This is a genomic window from Neobacillus niacini (genome assembly GCF_030817695.1).
GTDB lineage: Bacteria > Bacillota > Bacilli > Bacillales > Cytobacillaceae > Neobacillus > Neobacillus niacini_F.
The window spans coordinates 264,543-286,851 of the sequence record NZ_JAUSZQ010000007.1 but is presented as its reverse complement, the minus strand read 5'-3'; the positions used below and the strand labels follow the sequence as shown (position 1 = coordinate 286,851).

The 22,309-nt window shown below is 35.1% G+C and carries 22 protein-coding genes and 1 pseudogene; 7 read left to right on the top strand and 16 right to left on the bottom strand.

All coding sequences use genetic code 11. The features are described from left to right. Positions 1–91: 91 nt before the first annotated feature. From QFZ28_RS29325 to QFZ28_RS29310, 4 genes are all read right to left on the bottom strand, one after another. The gene (locus tag QFZ28_RS29325; RefSeq protein ID WP_307198108.1) at positions 92–2,719 is read right to left on the bottom strand and encodes a hypothetical protein; all 2,628 of its coding nucleotides are present in this window, start codon (positions 2,717–2,719) and stop codon (positions 92–94) included. Further along, positions 2,719–2,958: a hypothetical protein gene (locus QFZ28_RS29320; protein WP_307198107.1), complete on the bottom strand. Its 240-nt coding sequence runs from the start codon at positions 2,956–2,958 to the stop codon at positions 2,719–2,721. Before QFZ28_RS29320 ends, QFZ28_RS29325 begins: the two co-directional genes overlap by 1 nt. A 3-nt stretch (positions 2,959–2,961) precedes the next feature. Further along, complete coding sequence (locus QFZ28_RS29315; RefSeq protein WP_307198106.1) at positions 2,962–3,312, bottom strand: hypothetical protein; 351 nt, start codon at positions 3,310–3,312, stop codon at positions 2,962–2,964. A 230-nt stretch (positions 3,313–3,542) separates the two neighbouring features. After that, on the bottom strand, positions 3,543–3,767 hold the full coding sequence (locus QFZ28_RS29310) for a hypothetical protein (RefSeq protein ID WP_307198105.1): 225 nt from the start codon (positions 3,765–3,767) through the stop codon (positions 3,543–3,545). Positions 3,768–3,950: 183 nt separating this feature from the next. Between QFZ28_RS29310 and QFZ28_RS29305 the strand changes: the two genes are divergently transcribed. Next, positions 3,951–4,175, top strand: coding sequence for a helix-turn-helix domain-containing protein (locus tag QFZ28_RS29305; protein WP_307198104.1), 225 nt, complete (start codon positions 3,951–3,953; stop codon positions 4,173–4,175). An 11-nt stretch (positions 4,176–4,186) separates the two neighbouring features. Then, positions 4,187–4,339, top strand: a complete 153-nt coding sequence (locus QFZ28_RS29300; protein ID WP_307198103.1) for a hypothetical protein — start codon at positions 4,187–4,189, stop codon at positions 4,337–4,339. An 823-nt stretch (positions 4,340–5,162) separates the two neighbouring features. Here QFZ28_RS29300 and QFZ28_RS29295 read toward each other — a convergent pair. The 7 genes and pseudogenes from QFZ28_RS29295 to QFZ28_RS29265 all read right to left on the bottom strand — a co-directional run bounded on the left by QFZ28_RS29295 (position 5,163) and on the right by QFZ28_RS29265 (position 9,599). Next, positions 5,163–5,306 (bottom strand): hypothetical protein, encoded by a 144-nt coding sequence (locus QFZ28_RS29295; RefSeq protein WP_307198102.1) that lies wholly within the window; start codon positions 5,304–5,306, stop codon positions 5,163–5,165. After that, on the bottom strand, positions 5,299–5,499 hold the full coding sequence (locus tag QFZ28_RS29290) for a hypothetical protein (RefSeq protein ID WP_307198101.1): 201 nt from the start codon (positions 5,497–5,499) through the stop codon (positions 5,299–5,301). The genes QFZ28_RS29295 and QFZ28_RS29290 overlap by 8 nt, the downstream gene beginning before the upstream one ends. Positions 5,500–5,734: 235 nt before the next feature. Continuing rightward, positions 5,735–6,959: pseudogene (locus QFZ28_RS29285) on the bottom strand (IS110 family transposase). Positions 6,960–7,255: 296 nt separating this feature from the next. Further along, a complete protein-coding gene (locus tag QFZ28_RS29280; protein WP_307198100.1) occupies positions 7,256–7,393 on the bottom strand; it encodes a hypothetical protein in 138 nt (45 codons plus the stop codon). 105 nt (positions 7,394–7,498) lie between these two features. Next, on the bottom strand, positions 7,499–7,846 hold the full coding sequence (locus QFZ28_RS29275) for a hypothetical protein (protein ID WP_307198099.1): 348 nt from the start codon (positions 7,844–7,846) through the stop codon (positions 7,499–7,501). 70 nt (positions 7,847–7,916) lie between these two features. Then, positions 7,917–8,999, bottom strand: a complete 1,083-nt coding sequence (locus tag QFZ28_RS29270) for a hypothetical protein (RefSeq protein WP_307198098.1) — start codon at positions 8,997–8,999, stop codon at positions 7,917–7,919. Between the two features lie 60 nt (positions 9,000–9,059). Beyond that, complete coding sequence (locus tag QFZ28_RS29265; protein WP_307198097.1) at positions 9,060–9,599, bottom strand: DUF1643 domain-containing protein; 540 nt, start codon at positions 9,597–9,599, stop codon at positions 9,060–9,062. A 164-nt stretch (positions 9,600–9,763) separates the two neighbouring features. Here QFZ28_RS29265 and QFZ28_RS29260 point away from each other — a divergent pair, with 164 nt between their 5' ends. The 4 genes from QFZ28_RS29260 (at position 9,764) to QFZ28_RS29245 (ending at position 13,829) form a co-directional block, all read left to right on the top strand. Then, positions 9,764–11,974: an AAA family ATPase gene (locus QFZ28_RS29260; RefSeq protein ID WP_307198096.1), complete on the top strand. Its 2,211-nt coding sequence runs from the start codon at positions 9,764–9,766 to the stop codon at positions 11,972–11,974. A 94-nt stretch (positions 11,975–12,068) separates the two neighbouring features. Next, positions 12,069–12,599 (top strand): hypothetical protein, encoded by a 531-nt coding sequence (locus tag QFZ28_RS29255; RefSeq protein WP_307198095.1) that lies wholly within the window; start codon positions 12,069–12,071, stop codon positions 12,597–12,599. 16 nt (positions 12,600–12,615) lie between these two features. Continuing rightward, the gene (locus QFZ28_RS29250) at positions 12,616–12,894 is read left to right on the top strand and encodes a hypothetical protein (protein ID WP_307198094.1); all 279 of its coding nucleotides are present in this window, start codon (positions 12,616–12,618) and stop codon (positions 12,892–12,894) included. 374 nt (positions 12,895–13,268) lie between these two features. Then, positions 13,269–13,829 (top strand): ATP-dependent DNA ligase, encoded by a 561-nt coding sequence (locus QFZ28_RS29245; RefSeq protein WP_307198093.1) that lies wholly within the window; start codon positions 13,269–13,271, stop codon positions 13,827–13,829. Here QFZ28_RS29245 and istB read toward each other — a convergent pair whose 3' ends face one another. Together istB and istA are read right to left on the bottom strand one after the other, a co-directional pair. Further along, positions 13,830–14,600 (bottom strand): IS21-like element helper ATPase IstB, encoded by a 771-nt coding sequence (gene istB, locus QFZ28_RS29240; RefSeq protein WP_307198092.1) that lies wholly within the window; start codon positions 14,598–14,600, stop codon positions 13,830–13,832. After that, positions 14,600–16,138, bottom strand: a complete 1,539-nt coding sequence (gene istA, locus QFZ28_RS29235) for an IS21 family transposase (protein WP_307198177.1) — start codon at positions 16,136–16,138, stop codon at positions 14,600–14,602. The genes istB and istA overlap by 1 nt, the downstream gene beginning before the upstream one ends. A 148-nt stretch (positions 16,139–16,286) precedes the next feature. Between istA and QFZ28_RS29230 the strand changes: the two genes are divergently transcribed. Continuing rightward, positions 16,287–16,565 carry a hypothetical protein gene (locus tag QFZ28_RS29230; RefSeq protein WP_307198091.1) on the top strand — a complete coding sequence of 93 codons (279 nt, stop codon included), beginning with the start codon at positions 16,287–16,289 and terminating at the stop codon, positions 16,563–16,565. A gap of 74 nt (positions 16,566–16,639) precedes the next feature. On the opposite strand, the gene QFZ28_RS29225 is transcribed toward QFZ28_RS29230, so the two are convergent. The 3 genes from QFZ28_RS29225 to QFZ28_RS29215 are packed head-to-tail and all read right to left on the bottom strand — an operon-like array spanning position 16,640 to position 22,218. Beyond that, positions 16,640–17,851 (bottom strand): restriction endonuclease subunit S, encoded by a 1,212-nt coding sequence (locus QFZ28_RS29225; protein WP_307198090.1) that lies wholly within the window; start codon positions 17,849–17,851, stop codon positions 16,640–16,642. Positions 17,852–17,854: 3 nt separating this feature from the next. Next, the gene (locus QFZ28_RS29220; protein WP_307198089.1) at positions 17,855–19,408 is read right to left on the bottom strand and encodes a type I restriction-modification system subunit M; all 1,554 of its coding nucleotides are present in this window, start codon (positions 19,406–19,408) and stop codon (positions 17,855–17,857) included. 59 nt (positions 19,409–19,467) lie between these two features. Next, positions 19,468–22,218, bottom strand: coding sequence for a type I restriction endonuclease subunit R (locus tag QFZ28_RS29215; RefSeq protein WP_307198088.1), 2,751 nt, complete (start codon positions 22,216–22,218; stop codon positions 19,468–19,470). Positions 22,219–22,309 lie beyond the last annotated feature (91 nt).

Genomic DNA, 22,309 nt, shown 5'->3' with positions numbered 1-22,309 from the left:
TTTGTTTGGTCGAAGGGTATAATATTCCCACATCGCTGTTGGGCTGATGCCTACAATCAGCATATGCAGGCCCCCCCTATATATGCAGGTCCTATGATGCTTTTTCATTATTTTTTTTCTCTTTTTCACCTTCGGTCGTTAATTTAAGGTATTGCTCCATTATTTCTTTTTCAACTTCTTGATAAGGTCTACCGAAATGCAGCAAACATTCCTCCGAAAGTTTTGAATTGTCCTTGTATCCATATCGTTTAGTTGGTTGGTCTAATCCTTTTGCTACAAATGGTTGTTGTTTCTTTCCTTCTGCGTGAATGACATGTAAGAAATAGTGTTTTTGTATCTTTAAACATTCCTCAACTACTGTAGCCGGATCTCCTGTGTATTCCTTCAGTTCTTCTTTTAATGAATTAAATGTTTTCTTTCCTCCAGAACCAATATGCAAGTGTGTTCCAGCTCCTAAAAGAATATCTCTTAAATCATTCGGCACCTGTGCCCAATCGTGGAAGAAATACCACGGGATTAAACCATATTTACGGATTTCTCCACTCATATCTTCTAATGTCTCTACACTTTCGCCAATAAACTGGTGAGGTTCGTTCATCATGACATTAACTGTTCCTTCACTACCCATCACCATTTTAGCAAGCCATATCTTTGTAATAAGGTATTTGAATATCCGTTCTGTGCCAGTTTTAGTGAATTTGTTTTTAGGGAACTTGAATACAATGATTTTCCCTTCACGGATCCATTCAATTAAGTTTACGGCTGGTTTCCCGTCAATCATTTTAGGACGTTGACAGAAAATATTCCTCAAAAAGTCGTCTCCAATCAGTTTGTGTAATCGAGTAAGGACATTACCAGCTATTTGTGCTTGTTTTTTATCACCCATTGAATCGAAATGCTTCCAGGTTTGCAATAAGAAAAACTGTTTCTTTGCTTCTAAATCCTGAATTATCTGTTTCCGGTATTCTTTCGATGTAAGCAGCTGTGCAATATCAAGAATATTATCTCCTACAGCCTTTGCTCCGTCTTTTAAATACATATCTGTATCAACCATTTCATGAGTGCCAAGAAAGCGAGAGAGCTCATTTGAAAGCTTTACGAATGCTTCACGGTCATTACTTCCCAACCCTTCGGACCAATCAAGATAAATAGGATAATCAGTACGGCCAAGGTTTATTTCAATGTAATCTTTTAATTCTCCCTCTAATAAAGAGTCTCTTACCTGGTCGCTCATTCCATCGCCTTCCTGATCTACAACATCAATAAGAATCGAAGCAATTTTACTCTTATGATTTTCCTTGCCAAACGGCACCTCTCTTTTCCGATAGGATTCTACGACTATATTTGATGCTAAGGTATCTTTGCCGCCTCCTTGTTCACAAATCACAATATGTGATAAGGCATGTTCATTGCGATTGGACAAAGGCAAATGTACTGGAACCTTATTCCCTTTTTCTTCTGCAACCCCTATCGGTAATCCATTTTTATCTTTCACACAAGCAGGTAAAGCCACTTCCCTGATTTGTTTGGTTGTAAGGTAATCTCCAAAATCCTTTTGTAATAAGGCAGTTGGCATTTGATAAAGCTTTCCTAATTCGTAATTTGATAGGATATTAGAATCTATATCACTTTTGCTGTAAACCGTTAATTTGAAGCTATTAATCTCCTTTAAACTCTGTTTCTGTTCTTTTGGAGATAATTCCGAAGGTTTCATTTCGTTGTTTTCAGAAAGCTGATCAAAGGCAGTAACCATAGAATTTAAAGTCATGGTCCGTCTTACCTCATTAACCGAATGGGAAGCTAATCGAATATAAGTTTTAAACACTGGTGCAGTTTTCTTTTTGTCCGTTTCACTGGATAGTTTTCCGTCAATCATAACCTTTTTCTTTTCCATATCTGCCTTTTGTTTTATCCGTTGCTTATCGTGGTAAAGGCTGCGTTTCTCCTTACTTCCAATGCTGTCGATTACATCAATCACTTCTGAAACCAAGTAGTTTACCCATTCATAAACCTTATCCAATACACCTAAAATCATAAGAAATGTGTTTTTACCGTTTAATCTTACCCTCTTAGGTGTCTTACCCTTCTTGAACCGTTCATGAGCAGATTCGGCTATACTGTTCCATTTCAAACGGTTATAAGGTTCAACACACATGGATATTTTCGCTTGATCATTCCCTCTTAAATCATGGATTACATTTAAAATTGAGGATAATGGAGTAGTTTGCTCTGTATAATCACACTTTAATGAAAAAATATCGTGTTTAGTTAACTTTAAATCGCATACCGTTGTATTATCATTGGGTATTTCTGAAGTCTTTATATCTATTTGTTCCAGGGTGACACCTGGACTATTTTTTTGCATGTAATGGTGTTCTAATTGGTGTTTGATATGCTCGCCATAACGAGATGGGCAAGCCAAGTAAAATTCGACCTGCTTTTTATAGGTTGGATTGCCCTCTTCATCGCATCCTTCTTCCTTTGAACGAAGCGTTACATCAATCCATATACGTTCCTTTATTCGATAATGAAGTTTTACCCCTTCTCTTCTTAATCGTTCGAAATTACCGCTATATATACCGTGTAAAGCCCTCCATAGTTTATGGCTTTGATTATTTAGGACAGAAGCATGAGGTATGATTCGAAATGCTGTCATTGTCTCCTCTTCAAGCTTAAAAAAGGTGTTCCAATTGATTGTTTGTATCTTCTTTTTAATCATCAGAGCAACACCACCAATGTAGTGCCTAAAACAACCACCATACACGATCTACTAAGCCACTTTCTTAAGTCACCAAACATCATGATTAATCCGCAAACCAATAACGCCAATCCTGTTAGTTCGGGAAGTATATCAACCAGTAAATCTATTTTTGTTTCGAAAAAGAACTTAATACCTTCATAGATTTTATCAGCTAAAGTATTAGCAGTTTGAGATATAATCCCATCGTCTTTTACCATTGGTTATACCCCCTTTAAAAATATGACAAAATCCCATGCCTTACGGATAATTAAATACCCTGCTGTTACCCCTATTCCACGTTCGATTGCAACCGTTCTGTTGTTAAACATCCAAGAAGCACCTGCAAAGATGAAACCACCCCACGCTATATAATCCGCTACACCTAATAATTCGAACATCAAACGAGCTAAACCGGTAGAATCCGCACCAGGAACCGCCGCTAATACTACAGTCGCTTTGCTTATCATAAAAGTACCACTTATCAGTGAGGGTATTAATGGACGTCGCTTTTCCTTTGTGACAATATCACCATTCATAAAACTTCCCCACTCTAAATCAATCGTTTTTTTCAAGATTTCCACCTCTTCCAAAGTATTTTAAACTCGACGCAAACCCCATAAACGACCAAGGACATCCCGATTATTACTCCTGAATACCAAATCCAAATAATTTTGACCACCTCCAGTTATGAACCTTAAGAATTAATGGAATACTAACCTAAAAGGAGTTGAAAACATGCCGTATATATGGATAGGAATAGCGTTAATTCAAGTGTCTAAGTTCATGATTGAAAGAATGTGATTTATAATCGATGCTTGATTACTCCATTTTTAGAACGAATTACAATACGCTCTTCTTTGATTTTGTTCTTATGGGCTTGGTATGCACGATCTAATAACGTTCGAAGAAAAGCACTACTGTTTCTCTTTTGGCCATTTGGCAGGTTATTAACGAAACGATATAATTCTCTTTGCTCTGGGTCATTGATGTTTAAGACGAGAGAAATTTTTTTTATTCCCTGCTGCATTCCTTTTCCCCCTTTCGGAATTATGTCAGAAGTAGTTCCCATATCCGAATCTCATCAGAAGTAGTTCCCACCCTGTTTTAAAGCCTATGACTTATCGCTTGTCCAACTTTCCTCATTTTTCAGGAATTTATGGTTTATTTTTCAGGATTCTTGGACATTACTGGAGCTAGGGAGTGATGGAAAATGTTTGGGCTAGGAAAGCGACGCACCAAATTAGGAAAATGGATTGATAAAAGAGGAATAAGCCAATCGTGGATTAGGGAAAAAACAGGTTTAAATAAGAATACTGTTGGGGATTTAGTTAATGATACAGACCGGTCTCCTACTCAATCGACGATGAAAAAAATCCTCAACGCTTTAAGAGAAATAGACCCTAATGTGAAAAGTGATGACTTTTGGGATATGTAGGAGGGTGAAAAGTGGAGAGTAGAAATAGAAAGCTAAGCTATATCTTTAATCATCTTATTGTTGTTAAAACGAATTATTTGGAGGAATGTAACAGGGAACTTGATAACGACAATCATAACAGCATTGTTAGAAAGGCGTTATTGACCTATAAAACGAGCTGTTAGTATGTTTAGAACTGTATGACCACTATTTGATGAATAAGGAGTATGCAGGGGGTTAGAAAGGTGAAGAATGTGACCGGAGCTTGATAACTGGGATTAATCCTTCACAGTGAAAACTGCACTAATGCATTATAAATTAGAGCTGCAGAAGACTTAGAACGTTATAAGGAAAAGTTAATAAAAGCTTTAATGGAATCAAAAGGAATTTCCTAAAAAAAACAGTTCTATACTAATACATTACTATAATTAGGGATAGACCTTAACGTATTCTACGTGGGATTTAACCCTTATTGTTTACTTAAAGACAATAAAACGCTATGAAAAAGTAATGTAAACAAAGTATTAAACGAACGTGATTTTAACTTTGTTAATAAGGAGGACATAGTAGCCAATTTATTAAAATACATCAAGATAAGTCAGTTAACCCTTCCAATAATTTTTTAGGAGTAAGTATAGAGCAAATACACAGGCTACACTATACATGAGAGCCTTACTACCCTTCATCGATAATTTAAAGTGCCCTACTTTGAATTATCGATGAAGGGTTCAACAAGCGAAGCGCGTTAGAGTATAAACGGATTAATCACTAATATTATTAAAAAGTAGCTCCTACGTTGTAACTGACATGACGTAGGAGCTATTTAGCTTACTTTATTTTTATTTCCTTAGTCTTAATTTTTGAGTATTGACATCACTTGATATTGGTTCTTAAATTAACGTAAGAATCAGCGTTAGTGCGGTGTCATTTTATATCCTTTATAAAATGTGTGACATTAATTAAGGCACAAGCAAATCAATGCTTTGTGCCTTATTTCTCTATTTAATGTTACATAGTAGGCAAAAGATTTTCTTTTTCTCTTTCCTTCTTTGCATCATGTTTAGACTTTAAATGCGAACCTAACTTTAATACACCATATCCACTAAGACCAATAACACCAACAGCACTTACACCAATAACACTATTACGCAAAATGAATGCGAAATTTTTTTTCATCAGGGTTTCCGTATCTGCGATTATCGTATTCATTTACTCGTTCTAATGACACCATTTTACCATATCTTAAAACTTTCTTTTTAGGGTCATAGTCAGGACCATAATACCAATCTATTTTATTAAAGTCATCCCTTAATTTAGCATAAATTTTATCCTTTATTTTCCGCATAACCTCTCACTCCTTTAAGTAAATATTTCTAAAACCGACATACCTTATCTATACTCCAAATTATACTACAAAAAATATTAAGGAGCATAGGGAAGTAATTCTTATTGAACTACCATGAAAATAAACTTCTGTAACTCAGAGAAAAAGGCAATACTAAAGAGGACGCAGCTCATTCATTTTTTAAAAAAGGGGAGAGCGCCAGATTCATGGATCTATGGTTTATAAAGTGACTGGATTAAGATGCTTTAGGTTCTTCTAACGTAACGGTGTATCCTAAACTTTCGAGTCGTCTTAGTGAATGCCGAACGATAGATTGTTGTCTCTGCTTATCAAAGTAGTCTTCGCCTAAGTCTACATACATTTCTTTTCGGGTTAAGAGATAATAAGAGATACGTAACATTGCATGGGCGACCACAATACCAGCACGTTTCTTGCCTTTTCGTGATGCTGTACGCCTATACAGTGCTCCGAGATAGTTTTTGGATCCTCTTACTGAATGAGCTGCTTCCGTTAATGCCGATCTTAAATACTTATTTCCTTTTTTAGTCTTGGCTGATTTTCTTTTCCCCGCACTTTCGTTTTGCCCAGGAACCAAGCCTGCCCAAGAACACATATGAGCTGCAGTGGGAAATTGGTTCTTTACATCAGTCCCAATTTCGGATAGGATTTGCTCAGCCATTCTGGTCGCTATACCAGGAATGGAATCCAATCTTGCTACATCTTCTTGATGAGAGCTTACTCTGTCCGCAACTTCCTGATCTAGCATCTCGATTTGCTCAGTCAGAAAATCTATATGACCTAAAATCGTTTTTTAACATGAGGCGTTGATGTGAATTGATATAGCCTTTTAAGGCGAGTTCGAGTTCCTCTTTTTTCTTTTTCATAGTCCGTCGAGCGAAGTTTGCTAGTTTTTCGGGATCCTCTTCACCATCGGCAATGGCATCAAGCATATCTCGTGCTGACACACCTAACACATCTGAAACAACAGACCCTAACTTAATGTTCGCGCCTTCTAACACCTTTTGGATTCGATTATGTTGTCTGGCACGCTCTTCGATAATACTTCGACGATAGCGAACGAGTTCACGCAGTTCACGTTGATTTCGATCAGGGATATAACTAGCTTTAAGTAGTCCATGGCGAAGAAGTTTGGCAATCCATTCTGCATCCTTGACATCTGTCTTGCGCCCCGGAACTGCCTTCATATGTTGGGCATTCACCACTAAAAACTCAATATCCTCAGCTTCTAGTAAATTCACAATAGGCTTCCAATAAACACTCGTGCTCTCCATGGCGACATGGGTACAATTATGTTGTTTAATCCAGTCAACCAACTGTAGTAGAAATACAGTTTTAGTAGAAAACGTTTGAATCTCCTTTCCATCAGGTGTCATAATACAGGCAGTAATATTGTCCTTATGGACATCCATACCGCATGCTCTTTCAATGACTACATCCATTGAAAACATCCTTTCTACGGCGATCATTAATTTAGAGGCTGGTGCAACAACCAGAATAGGATTAATCTACCATGTGTACTTCCCGTAAGGGAGCGACAGTCAGTGGTGCACCGTGGTCGGTGGAGTCAGACTAACGGATGGGCTCTAACGCACCATAGTTAAGCGACCTTCCTCTCCCAGCCGTAGAATCAGTATTGACGGTTCGTGACCATTTTCATTCTCTGTGGTGAAGCGCTGATTTTTGCGCTTCATGTATGGCTAACAGGTGCGTTCAATAAGGAATGAACAAAAGGACTTCATAAGAAGTCCTTTTCTAATAACCAAAAAAAACAACATTGTGGTTTAACTGAGCCTTTTATATAAAAAATGACCGCTAAATGGTTCCCACCGTCGATACCTAAAATAAATTGTTGGCCTGACTGATATACCTTCATGAAATACCTCCCTTGGTCGTCTATTAAAGAATAACTGGTTTTGAAAGGGTTTTCTTTTGGTAATGTGACAAATTTCTAAAAATAATATAAGACTAAAAAAGTATATCAGTTGCACTGGGTTTCAACCCATGTAGGAACCGTTGGGTCCCATGTATATTCAGTAACACCTGTAATGCGGTGTAGAGAGCGGAGCTTTTCTTTTACATAATCGTCTGAAACAAAAAATTCAGCGTTACCACTAATGTATCCAGGTTTTATTCTACAATAGTCGAATTCAAGGAAGTGGACATGCTTATCGTCACATAAAAACTGTCTAAATTGCGTCGTTACTTTCCACTCTTCTCCTTCTAATATACTTTTATCTACAAATGTGGGAAATGACCATTTCTTCGTTGGAACTGGATGATTGGTTAGGATAATTGCTTCAGGTTCACTTCTTAATGAATAAAACATTATCGTAAAGTCCCTAAATAAAAAATGCTGTCATTTTGACAGCATTTTTTCCATGGCTTTATTAATACCTTTATATATCCCCAAATACCTCTTCAATCAATTTTCCCTTAAAGGCATCTAAAATCAAATCAGGGTCATTAAAAAAGTGCAAAATCATCCTTCCCCAATCTAAAATATCTACCTCACCTTCAACTAGCCATTGTTTGACGTGTAAGTTGGCATGAGCGTTTATTTGCTGATTTACTCTAACTTTATAGTTATCATAATCATAAAAATTAAATGATCCATCAACATGAACAAACTTATTTGTCTGAGGGTTATAGATTGAATGTAAATATCGTGTAATATAGGATTCTTGGACCTTTTTTTCGTCAATGTTCCAAAGTTCCTCAACTTCAATCCAGTGTTCTAAATCCCTTCTATGAGAAATTTTAAACTGTATTTTCTTCATAGTTTCAGGGTTATAAACACAGAAATATTCGTTTTTTCCAGGATGAAGTGGGAAATGAATATCATCAAGGTTAATTTCTCTTCCTTGGTATACTTCAGAAAAATCCCTCATAAATGGCTTATAATGATCTTTTGATAGACTAATTGTTTGATCAAGGCGTAATGAAACAGAGTTTTTTAATTTCATCTGTTCAGTTAGAAGTTGAATTAGGTTTGGCGGAGTTTTAGCATCTCTTGCTGCTCTATACAACGGGTTGTAATAATAAAATTTATCTTTATAAAAAACTCCCTGATGATTAGCGGAGCTTTTATCATCCAATAACACAATTCCGTATTTAGGATCTGCAGTATCAGGAAGAGACTCAAGTGGTATTGAGAATATTTCTTGTAAATCAAGTAGTTTTTTATTTAATAAACTTAAAATCACCAACTCAGTATATATTTGAGTTTCTTGCAGCAAATAAGCTAGATATGGTTCTATATCCTCCAGATATTTCATTAAATCTTCTCTTGCTATTCCTTTTTGGTGCATTGTCTGCCGCATTTCATCCAATGCAGGGTTAATATTATCCCTATAGCCGTTAGATTTAAGCAAGTCCACCTTATTAGGTACTTCATAATAAGCCATACCCATGGAACGCATGAAGTATATTGCTTTTTTCACTACAACCTTTTGTGATAAATTCTGGAGAAAATCGTACATTTCATTCATCCTTTTGTTCCAATTTAAGTGCATTAATAGAGTTTTAACTTGCTTTATAAATTAATTGAGAATATCATCGACTTTTATTTCAACCCATCTGTAATCATTTGATAACCAGCTGAAATGCGTAATATTACCATTCGCATCTTCTGGTCTATAAACTGTCTCTTTTTTTAATTTTTTTAGAATCTTAATTACTTGCTTTATACGTGTTACTCTGTTCTTGTTACTGCCCCAGGCAATGTAGGTATTCTCACTATTTTTAATAGCGTGCGAAATCCAAAAGTCAGTATTCTTATCGTATCTGTCATCATAACTTGTCTTTTCTAACAATAATCCTTCTCTTTTTGCAATATAAGAAAATAAATTAACTACATAAAAACCCCCATAATTTTGTTCAACAAAATCGTTCATTAACTTCATAAGTGTCTTATCCGAATATAATGCATCCGCATCAGTTGGGTTTAGCATTATTGCTGCTGCCATGGGAAGGTCTTTATTCCAAACACGTTGTAAAAAATACCTATGGTTACCATCTTCCGAAAACTGTGCTTCACCTTTTACAATACTGCTTTCATATTGCTTTCGGAGTTTTTTCATACCCCTGCCTCTTTTCTGTAACAATTATTTTCACTAACAAAATCTATAAATCTATAAAAAATTTACAAATAGAATAATTTTCCATAGAATTATTGTATCAGGAAGGTATTTTTATGTCGAATATTGAAATTTATTAGAATATAAATTTTTCTAGGGGGAAAGCAATGATAAAAAAGTTAATCCTAAACAATGTGGCTACATATTGCCCTAACGGTGCAGAGCTTGGGGATCTTGAAAAAATAAATTTCATTTACGGAAGCAACGGTTCAGGAAAAACAACTATTTCCGAGGTGATTCGAAATCCTCAATTATACGGTGATTGCGAAATAGTTTGGCAGGAAACTCCCTATAAAGCTCAAGTCTATAATAGAAACTTTATTAAAGAAAACTTCCGAGATGACAGTCGTATTAAAGGAATTTTCACACTGGGTAAGGAGTCCGCTGAATTACTTGAAGAAATTGAACAAAGAAGAATCGCTATACGCAAAATAGACGACGACATTAAGGGATTAAACAACCAATTAAAATTACAACAGGACAATCAAAGTGAAAATACAGATAAATTTAGAGAACATTGTTGGCGATTGAAAACCAAATATGATACTGAATTTAAAGAAGCCTTCGAAGGACTTCGAAATTCTAGAGAAAAATTCATGGAAAGATGCATCAATGAAGCAATGAGCAACAATTGTGAATTAGTCACAATTGAAGACTTGAGAAAGCGAAAAGAATCGATATTTGGCAAGCAATTGCAGTATCTTGATCCGTTGTCACCCATTGTGTTTGAAGACAATTTCCACGATGAAAAGATCCTTACAACGAAGATCATTGGAAAAGAAGATGTAGATATTGCATCTCTTATTACTCGTTTGAAAATCAGCGACTGGGTTCAACAGGGACATAAACATACAAAAGATACTGAAGGTTTATGTCCATTCTGCCAACAACAGTTACCAGTAGATTTTAATGAAAAGTTAAGTGAATACTTCAATGAGACATTCACTGAACAAATAAGAGAATTAGAAATGATTCCAAATCAGTACAAACAATCATTTGGACGGTTTTTTCAAGAAATAGATGCGATTAAATCAAACCAAAACCAATATTTTGATTTTAATAGAATTGCCCCGATTATGCAGGTTATAGAGTCACAATTCAATGAAAATAAAATTTTGATTGACCAAAAAATAAAAGAGCCTAGTCGTGGAATTTCCATTTCATCGGTCCAACATTATATTAATGAAATCAACGAGGAAATAACTAATTCAAACAAATTGATCCAAGAACACAATGAACTTTTAAAGAACCTTAAATTAGAGAAATCTAACCTTGTTCAAGATATTTGGAGATTTATAGCCGAAGAAAACAAAACAAACTTTGTTTCATTTAACCAAGAATCTACTAGGTTAGAAAAAGCTATAACTGGAATCAAAGGTGCCATAAAGAAGAAGAGTGGATTTAGGAAGTTAGAAGAAGATGCTAATATTGAAAACGAACAAAAAATAACAAGTATTACTCACTCAATAAACGAGATAAACCGTATACTCAGTTCATTTGGTTTTAAAAATTTCAAATTAGCTGATGGAGGAAAAGGAAATTACAAAATTATTAGAGAAGACGGTCAAGATGCAGAAGCAACACTTAGTGAGGGTGAAAAGACATTCATAACGTTTCTCTACTTTTATCAGCTCATAAAAGGCAATGATAGTAAGGAACAAATTACAGCAGATAAGATAGTTGTTATTGATGACCCTATTTCCAGTTTGGACAGTAACGTGTTATTCATTGTAAGTAGCCTAATACGAAAGATTATTGATGAAATACGTGAGAATCCACGTTCTAATTTTAAACAATTAATTATTTTAACTCACAATGTGTATTTCCATAAGGAAGTATCCTTTAATAAAGGCAAAGGGTCCAATAAGCTTAAAGAAGAGACTTTCTGGATTGTAAGAAAAATAAATAACGAGTCTCACATAACTCGATACTCTGAAAACCCAATAAAGACTTCTTACGAACTACTCTGGAAAGAATTGAATTATATTAAAGACGAAAATTTGATTACAGCACAAAATGTTATGCGGAGGATACTTGAAAATTATTTTAGATTCTTCGGCAACATAAATATAGAAGCGGAAATTGATAAATTCGCTGAAGAAGATAGGTTTGTTTGTCAGTCTCTGCTCTCTTGGGCTAATGATGGTTCCCATCATATAAATGAGGATTTATTTGTTGAGATTAGCCCTGAACAAACTGAGAGATTTTTAGAGGTATTCAAGAACATTTTCTATAATATGGGGCATGGTTCACATTACGAAATGATGATGGTAGGTTATGAAAAACAATCTTTAGCATCAGAAAAAGAGTTGGTTTAGGTTTAGGTTTAGGTATCTAGAGTTTAAGAACTATAAACGCTTTTAATCATTCTTCATTATACATTTTTATACGAATATTCAGGAGGGAATAATATTGCCAGCTACTAGAGGGAAAAATCTCCGCTCAGGTGACTTAGCAGAACAGTTGGGCTTATTTTTATTACAATCTGTTTCACTAACTGCTCCCGTACCAAGGACAGAGGACGTAGGAATAGATGTTATAGGAACATTAATTCGAGAATTTGATCAGTATCGATACATTGCGGCCAATTCATTTTATGTGCAAATTAAATCATCAAGTGTTGAAACTGTTACTTTTGACGAACATGAAGTACAGTGGCTTACTGACTTAGAATTGCCATTCTTTATTGCTTCTGTTGATAGAAAAACCTCCAACATAAAGCTGTTTTGTGCACATCGTTTGTCTGATGCTTTTGTATCAAATCCAAATAGGAATTCGCTCACCTTACACTTAGCAGAAGACACTGTAAGAGAAGATTGGGTAAAAGCAGATGACAATAATGTTTATATCGGACCACCAATAATAGAATGGTCTATTAATACATTAAATGTAGACTCTGAATTCCTATCAAAATTTTACGATATAAGTAAAGAATCACATTGATGTAGCCAAAAATAACATGCAAACCAGACTTTTTGGATTTATCAATAGGCTGAAGTGGGAAACCAATACTCCTTTAGAGAAAAAAGGTTGGAAAATGTTATGTATAGATGATAATCCAGTCAAAGCTGTAGCGGAACTTAATGAAAAAATGTCCCCCTATTTTACTGTGTGGCTAAGTCAGATTGGCCGTACAGGAGATACTAGTCTGTTTGATGGAGAGCTATCATTAATAGAAAAAACACGTAGGGAAATGGAGTGGCAAATTCGAAAAACAGAAATGGGCGATGATAAATAAATTATTAAATCATCGAAATTACGAGGAGAATACTGGGGCAAAGTCCCGCAGCGGGCAGCGGCTGATCTAAACTACAATAATCCACTAAACTACATTAAAAGCAGATATAAAAACAATGAGTTTTGTTATTAATGACAACACCAAGGGTTATTTATATTGGATTAAGTTTTTAACACTGTAAACCATATGGCAAATGAAACGGATAATAAAGTCTCCTTAAAGTAAAGTGAAAATACTCATGAACTTTTATTATTGAACTAATTATTTCAAGTAGTGACTGAAATTGTAGCTCTTTTTACATTTAATTACCACAAAGAAACAAAAAGTCCTCATGATACAATGAACATGAGGTGTTATAAATGTTTATATCTCCTATGTTACTTCATAAGAAAGAGAGTCCTTTTGACGACGATAAATTTTTAACAGAATTGAAGCTCGATGGTTTCAGGACCATCTGGTCTAAGTTTGATGATAAGGTGAGGATTTTCACACGTCACAATAATGAGATTACTAGCAAGTTCCCAGAGCTGGTTCACCTTCCACTTCCAAACGGAATCATCCTCGATGGTGAAATTGTAGTCACAGATGACAAGGGAAGGCCTGACTTCGAGGCAACTATGGAAAGGTTTATGTCAAATAAGTATGGCCATGACATTTCTTACAGTGTGTTTGACATTATCTATCATAATGGAGAGAAGATTACGGGTTTACCGTTATTGGACCGCAAAGAAATCTTGGAAACAGTTGTCAAGGAGGACTCTCCACTCTTAAACAAGGTCAAATGGATTGAGGGAAATGCGGAACAATACTTTGAATTAATTAAGCAGTACGACTTGGAGGGTATTGTCCAAAAACGAACGAGCTCAACCTATCAAATAAATAAACGGTCTCATGACTGGTGTAACCGTCAAGTTGTTTTGAACACTTTTTGCTAATTAAGTTTGAACACTTTCTTTCTCAAAAATGGTAAATCGGTGCTTTAATCTATAGCTGTCATTTTCATTTAATTGAATAACCTCTACTCGGTGAAGTAAACGATCCAATATTGCCGTTGTAATCCCTTGATCTCCCATTAATTCAACCCATTCTTCTGGTCCTTTATTAGAGGTCGAGATTATAGAACTTCGTTCATATAAATGGTTAATTAGATGAAAGAATAGGTTTGCTTCCCGTTGATCCATTGCCAAATACATTAGATCATCAATAATAACCAAATCTGATTCTTTTATTCTCTTTAACTGCATCTGTGATTTTCGAATATACTCTTCTGTTTTTAATAGATGAACAAGTTCGCCCATACTTGAAAAGGAGACTTTATAACCCTTTGAAATGGCTTCTATTCCTAGGCCAATTCCAATATGAGTTTTCCCCGCACCAGGCGGTCCTAATAGAATAATATTGTATTGCTGCTCAAGCCAATTGAGTTCTCTTAATTGGTTTATTTGACGTTTACTAAGAGATTCTTGTTCTTCAATATTAAATTCATCTAATGTCTTATGATAAGGGAATTTGGCCAACTTCAGCCTTTTTTCCACATTTTTCTCTTCTCGTCTTTTCATTTCAAACAAAAGTATTTCCTGCATAAACTCTTGATAAGTCCATGACATTGTTTCTGCATTACGAAGTAATACCGGCAGCTCATTAGCCGTTTCCGTCATCCGAAGATGACGGAGTTGCTCTTGAAGAATATGTACCGTTGTAGTCATTACGAAACACCCCCAATAATGTTGAAATAGACATTCATTTCCCTAGTTGCTACTGTAGCCTTTATAGCGGGGTTATTATTTTTAACTTTTTGTTTTGACGGAGGACTAGGAGTTTTTGTTTCTTTTAATCTAGTAATATGTTGTGCAATATCCCGTAGGTCGTTGGCACTCCATAACTGATCTTTTATACAAACAGATAAGGCTTCTTCTATCTCAGAACGGTAATGGGTAATTGCTTGTTGAATGACTTGAAGCTGATCTCGTACATATCTTGGATAACGGACTGCTACTTCATGAATAAATAACTCTGCCTTTTCTTGGTCACTAAACTGTCGAATAATTGTCTCCTTATAAGCTTGAATACCTTTTGAACGATCTCTTGTATGCTGACGATTCTTAATCAATTCACCTTTACCATGACACAACCGGTGTTTGGCTAATATTTCTCCTTGCGGAGCTACGCTAATAATAAGCTCTTCCTCTTGAATTTCAATAAAAACTGTATTATTACCTCTTGGACGGTATGTACCTAAGGGAACTGAATAACGATTGGATTTATATTTAATTACATTGTCCTTTTGAACTGTTCTTGTTATACTAGAACCAATGTTACTCTCGAAAGAGAGTAGGGATGAGACTGGCTTTAAGTGTTGCTTTTCCAGGGCGTGCACTTCTACCGGTCTCTTTTTAATTGTGTTATGTACATTGTAATTACCCGTTCTTTCTAACCACGATAGACACTTCTCGTTCCATGTATCAATATTTGAAAATACCCTATGTTTTGCAAAATTTCCTTTTACAAATTTAACAACATTTTCAACCTTTCCCTTTGTTGCTGGATCTGCTTTACGACATAAGTAAATTCGGAAACCTCGTTCTTGCTTGTATGCTTGAAATTCTCCTGTTAGTATAATATCTCCTGCATTTTCGCTTACTGTAATAAGATGGTCTTGATCATAAACTATTTCCTCAGGCATGCCACCAAAATATTGGAACGCTCTCTCGTGACAATGGATTGTATCTCTAGTAGTAAACGGTCGGGCTAACCATTCCACGTATTTATACCGTGAGTGAGCGAGGACAAAGGTAATAAAGTATAATTTAACTTCCTTGTTTAACGAATTCTTTACAGTAATTTCTCCCCAATCCACTTGTACTTGTTGTCCCATCGGCAATTCCTCTACTGACTCATGATGGCGAATATGAATTCCCTTAGGGATATGATAAATATCTCTTATTTCACTTACATATCCTCGAATAGTACTTCCTCCAATTTCAATTGTAGGATCTCTTTCTCTTAACCAATCTTCGATTTGAGCAGATGATAAATCTGGATGTTCTTTTAACCAATTAATAATACGAGCCCGATAGGGATCTAACTTCTTCCTTCTACTACCTAAAGAATTAACCCAATCTGACGCTTCCTCCAAATCCATATCTAAATATTTATAAACAGTATTCCTAGAAAGCTTTAACTTTTTGGCAATTGCTGCAACCTTAAATCCTTGTTCTTTTAATTGATGCACTTCTAAAAACATTAGTAATCTTTCCACCTATCTTATCCTCCAGCCAAACAAAGTTGTTAATAGTATCATAGCTTAGCTGGAATAAATATTGGTAAAAAAGTGTTCATTCTTATCTGGCGGAAACTGTTAATTATAGTCTAGCAGTTACAACTGGTTAAAAGTGATCAATTACAAATATCAAAATGTATATATATCTGGGTTGAGGAAAGACGAATTTGGTGTGCTCCTAAACTTTGAAAACGGAGATTACGCAGGCCTTATGGAGTTTATGGCTCCGCTAGGAAAAAAGGAACTCTACAAACAATACAATGACCTTATTGTGGAGGAAAATGATAAGTTCGTTTATCTAAATCCCAAGCTAAAAGCAAAGGTAAAGTATAGGAACCTCACAAAAAAAGGTTTGCTAAGAATACCGTCTTTTGTTGAATGGATAAGTTGAGGAAAGAGCGACTGATGAATAAAGTAACAGCACCATTCCTTATTTGTGGAAAGGTGCTGTTTATTTTTACTTGTTTAAATGAACATTTGTTGCATAAACCATGACCTCTGTTGTTTAAGTAATTCTAATTTTTGTTCTTCTAATCGAATTTTCAATTCTAATTTAGATAGAAATTCAGCTATTTTTTCTTGTTCTTCTAAACATGGTAAAGGAATTTTAATGTTTGAAAAATTCTCATAGAATAAGTATTCTCGAACACTGCCTTCAGTATTTCTTATAACATCTTGATTAAAATAAGGTGAATGCATATAGACTTTTAAAAATGCGTTTGATAAAGAGGGTAAGGTTTCAAAAATTACATATAGAGAGCTAACGATAGCTATATCTGCCACATTTTGAAAGCCGAAAGATCCGACATTTATACGAGATGGATTATAAGCAAATTCATTTTTATGAACCAACCTATAAGTTCTTATATCAACGTCTGCATTTGAATAATTTCTGTCGCCTTCTAATGTAAATCCTTTTTTATTACTAATAGCGGCCACAGGGTATTTGATGCCTTCTTTATTTTTATTACCTGTTTTTTTAGTAAGTTTACCTAATTTGACAAATTCCCATTTAGGATAGTCCTTACTGTTCCCATTTTTAATTCTCAAATCTTGGGTAAAGATTTTCTGCATATATCCTTTTTTCTGTTCTTTCAGCAAGTCGATTTTTTGTTGTTGAAAATGGATTTTCTTTATTAAGTTCCTAATAAAATCTGCATTTTTTAGTTGCTCTTCTTTAGATGGTACTTTAAATTCAAAATCTTTTAACGCTGGAATTCTAATGTTGCTCACTGTTGAACCACTTGATTTAATAGGCCTTATGTGTTCTTCGAAGGCTTTACTTTGCAAAAGTAGATAGATATATATAGGATTAGCTAGACTTAAGTTAGTTTTCAATTGTAAGCATCTTTGTCCTAAGAAAAATTTTTCTTTTGAATTTTTAGGTATGATAGCAACTTCCCCCATAGGAGCTTCACGAGTTAGTATAATATCATCCTCTTCAAGATACCCTCTGATAGACCATTTATGATACGTCTCTTCATCAACGGAGTCCATAGTAGGGATAATCAGTTGTCCATTTCTGACATTCCCCGTTCTAATCATCTTATATTCTGTTGGTTGTGAAGATACAGGAGCTGTATTATGTTGACAGTCTGTTACAGTGACTAAATCATTTAATTTATAAGTCCTAAAGGAATCTTTAAATTTTTTAAATCTTAATAGAGGTGCATTCATTGGTTACACCTCCAACTCTTTAAAGTACTTGTATAACTCACGATCTAATTCTGCAATTTCATTATCGATGTCTTTTAAACGTTGTGCCACATCTTGTAAATCAATTAATTCTTCTTCTTCAAATGTATCCACGTATCTAGGAATGTTTAAGTTATAATCATTTTCCTCGATGTCCTTTAATGTAGCCGCATACGAATATTTATCGATTGTTTCACGACTTAAGTAAGTAAAAACAATTTTTTTAACATGTTCATCTGATAATAAGTTCTGATTTTTTCCTTTTTCGAATTCATTTGAAGCATCAATAAAAAGAACTTTGTCATCATCCTTACGACATTTTTTAAATATTAAAATACATGTAGGAATGCTTGTCCCATAGAAGGCATTGGCTGGTAAACCAATGACTGCATCTAGATAGTTTTTTTCTTCAATTAAATATCTACGAATTGTTTCTTCTGCTGCTCCACGGAACAATACACCATGCGGTAATACAATAGCCATCGTACCGTTGTCATCTAACTGATGAATAAAGTGTTGAATGAATGCAAAATCAGCTTTGGATTTTGGTGCTAGTTTAGCATAGGCACTAAAGCGTTCATCATCTTTAAACTTGTCGTCAGCACTCCATTTCGCACTGTATGGAGGATTGACGACGATTGCTTCAAAGCGTTGGTTTAAATGTTGGGGTTCTTCAAGTGTATCTGTATTTTTAATATCAAAGCGTTGATAGGGAATGCCATGGAGTAACATGTTCATTCGAGCTAAGTTATATGTCGTAGATACTTTTTCTTGACCATAATATTTGTGTACTTTTGCTTCTTTACCTACACGTAATAGTAACGAGCCTGACCCACAAGCACCGTCATATACATCACGAATTTCTGTTTTCCCAGCTGTAACGATTTTTGCTAAGATTTTTGATACTTGTTGAGGCGTATAGAATTCGCCTGCTTTTTTTCCAGCATTTGCTGCAAATTGAGAAATCATATATTCGTAGGCATCACCTAAAATATCAATTTCTGCATCGTCTTGTGCAAATGGTATTTCAGCAATACTTACAATTACTTTTGCGATTAACTTTGAACGATCACTCACAGTACGACCTAATCGTGAAGATGTTAAATCCATATCGTCGAATAGGTTTTGAAAATCTTCTTGACTATCAGTACCTAGAGTAGATGCCTCGATTGCTTTTACACCATTTTGCAATAACTCAACGTCAAAGTGACCATTTGAGCCTTTTTCAATTTCAGCTAGAAAGTGAGAGAATAAATATTGTGGTTCAATTACATAACCTAGTTCATCGATTAAGTAAGATGCTAAGTCCTCACGATATTCTTCATTTTCCCATGCTTCTGCAAACGTAATGTTATCTTCTTTTAATAGGGTATTTGCACGGTCCTCTACTTTTTCAGATAAGTAACGGTAGAAAATTAATCCTAGAATGTAGTCTTTGAATTCACTCGCATCCATCTGACCACGTAAATCGTTTGCCATTGCCCACAGTTTCTTATGCAATTCAGCTTGTTGCTGACGTTGTAGTTCACTTGTTGTCATGTTTGCTTCTCCTATTGCTTTATATTTGGTTTAACAACTGTTTCTTGAGTTATTTACCATTAAGCACTGTATTTTTCAGTAAATTCACGAATAAATGACGTAATGGCCTTGATTGCTTTATTCTTGTTCAGGAATGTACCAGATAAAGCATCCATTATTGCCCTTTTTTCTATTAAGTTCGAGTATTCATATGTTGCGACTTGTTCACGTAACACGGTATCTTTAATTTCTACTTGCTTTGCAAACTCTGTTAACTCTTTTTCACTCATTTCTGCTTCATAGCGATTATAAGCGTCTATGATTGAATCGTTTGATTGTAGAGTTGGAGCTACTTTATCTAGGAAGTTTTTAATTAGTTCAACTTTCAAACGTAACTTTGGATCAGAAGCATGGTCTAACTCTTGTTTGATAAAGCGAATTTCATTATCACGAGACATTTTATCATCCATTGTTAGATTTGCAATCAGATTGATTATATAACTAACATTGATTCGGTCTGTATGCATCAGCTCTAATTCGAAATCGATGTCATGCAAAATAGATTCCTTTTCAACTTCACGTTTCACACGTTCAACGATTTTAAAGTACTTACTTTTGAAATCTTCATATGTCTGTTCAGAGATTTGTAATTGGCTTTCATCGAATTTAAAGTCCGAGAAGGATTGAAGCTTTTGTAAGAACTTCGTCATGTTCTTGAATGCTACTATGAATTCCTTTTGATCTTCCTCACGTTCTAAATTATCTACATCTTCAGGTTTCGCTGCAATCTCAAGCAATTGATTACGTGCAGTTAAAAAGGCAGCTAAATATTCCTCATAGCTGTGCATTAACACGTCATTCACCGAATTTGTTTGCGAGAACAGCTTAATGGCTTCATCTGTATTCTTTTTCAAGTTACGGTAGCACACTATATTTCCATATGGTTTCGTTGCTTTCTCTACACGGTTTGTACGACTGTATGCTTGGAGTAAGTCATGATAAACCATGTTTTTATCCACATATAACGTATTCAGCGGCTTACTATCAAAGCCTGTTAAGAACATTTTCACAACCAATAAAATATCGATTTGTGCATTCTTCACTTTTTTCGATACATCAGAGAAGTAACGATCCCATGTTTCTGTCGAGAAATCCGTATCGTACATTTTGTTATAGTCAGCAATCATACGGTCTAATGCTTCCCGAGAATGTTCTTCCGTGCCATCGCTTTCCTCATTCTGACCATATGAATAAATACCAGCAATCTTTAATTTCTGGTTCGTCTGTTTGAATACATCATAGTACTTGATAAGTGTTGTAATCGAATCCACAGCAAACATCGCACAGTAACCTTTACTTTTTGAACGTCTTACATGGTTAATTAAAATATGGTCGGCAACAAGGTTTAAGCGTCTTTCATCATGCCATACTTCATCTGTATTGATAGCTTTTACTTTTGTTTGGTCATTTTCATCAATTTTTGCATTGAAGGTCCGAATGTATTCTACTGAAAAGCCAAGGACATTTCCATCACGAATGGCATCTTTAATTAAGTAATGATGTAAGCATTTTTCAAATAAGTCGGCTGTAGTACGTCCATCTTGGCTTTTGTTTTTTACAAAACGTGGTGTTCCTGTGAAGCCGAAGTATTGAGCGTTTTGGAAATGATGATCAATCTCTTTTCGCATATCACCAAATTGGCTACGATGACATTCATCAATGATGAAGACAACATGTTCTTGTTTATAAGGCTCCATAATCTTTGCATATTTTGGGCTTTTAATGGCATTATTCATCTTCTGAATAGTTGTCACGATAAAACGTTTCATTGGATTTTTGACTTGTTCAATGAGTATTTCCGTTTTGTCTGTGCGGTCTACAGAGCCTTTTTGGAATTTATTAAATTCCGCAATCGTTTGGCTATCTAAATCTTGTCGGTCAACAAGGAAGAATACCTTTTTTATGCTTTCTTCATCTGCAAGGATTTGGCCAGCTTTAAAAGAGGTTAACGTTTTCCCTGAGCCTGTCGTATGCCAAACGAAGCCATTATTATTTGTTTCAGTTGCACGCTTTACCAATGCTTCGACAGCATATACCTGGTAAGGTCGCATCACCATTAACACTTTATCTGTATCATTAATAACCATATAACGACTAATCATTTTAGCTAAATGACAAGGTTTTAAGAATGAACTAGCGAAATCCTGTAGGTTCATAATGAGTTCATTTTTCTCATCTGTCCAAAAAAAAGTGAACCCAAATTGAATGTCATAATCAGAATTTGAAAAGTATTTTGTATCAACGCCATTACTTACTACAAAGATTTGTAGGAAATGATACAGACCAGGGAACGTATGACGACGATAGCGTTGGATTTGATTAAAAGCTTCTTTAAAATCTAGTCCTCGTCGTTTCAATTCGATTTGAACAAGTGGTAAACCGTTGATTAGAATCGTAACGTCATAACGATTGGTGTATTTCCCCGTCACCGTTGTTTGTGTTGTAACTTGGAAAAGATTTTTACACCATTCCTTTGTATTGAGTAACTCTACATATAATTGCGTTCCATCTTCACGTTCAATCAATAGTTTGTCACGTAAGATTTTTGCTGAATCGTAAATGCTTTTTCCTTCTATTAATGTAAGAATCCGATTAAACTCTTTATCTGTCAATGGTTGTCCATTCAATTTAGGTTCATTAAAAGTATTCAGTTGCTGCTTGAAGTTAGCTAATAAAGCATCATAGTCCGCAATTTTTACTGCTTTGTAACCTTGATTAACAAGCTGTGTATGTAAATCTTTTTCAAGTTCTGCTTCAGGTTGGTATGCCATGTTGGGGGACCTCCTTACTACATCATCTTCTTATTATACAAAAAAAGTAATGCATAAGGCTTATTTTTAATAGTAATTTCTTAACATTAAA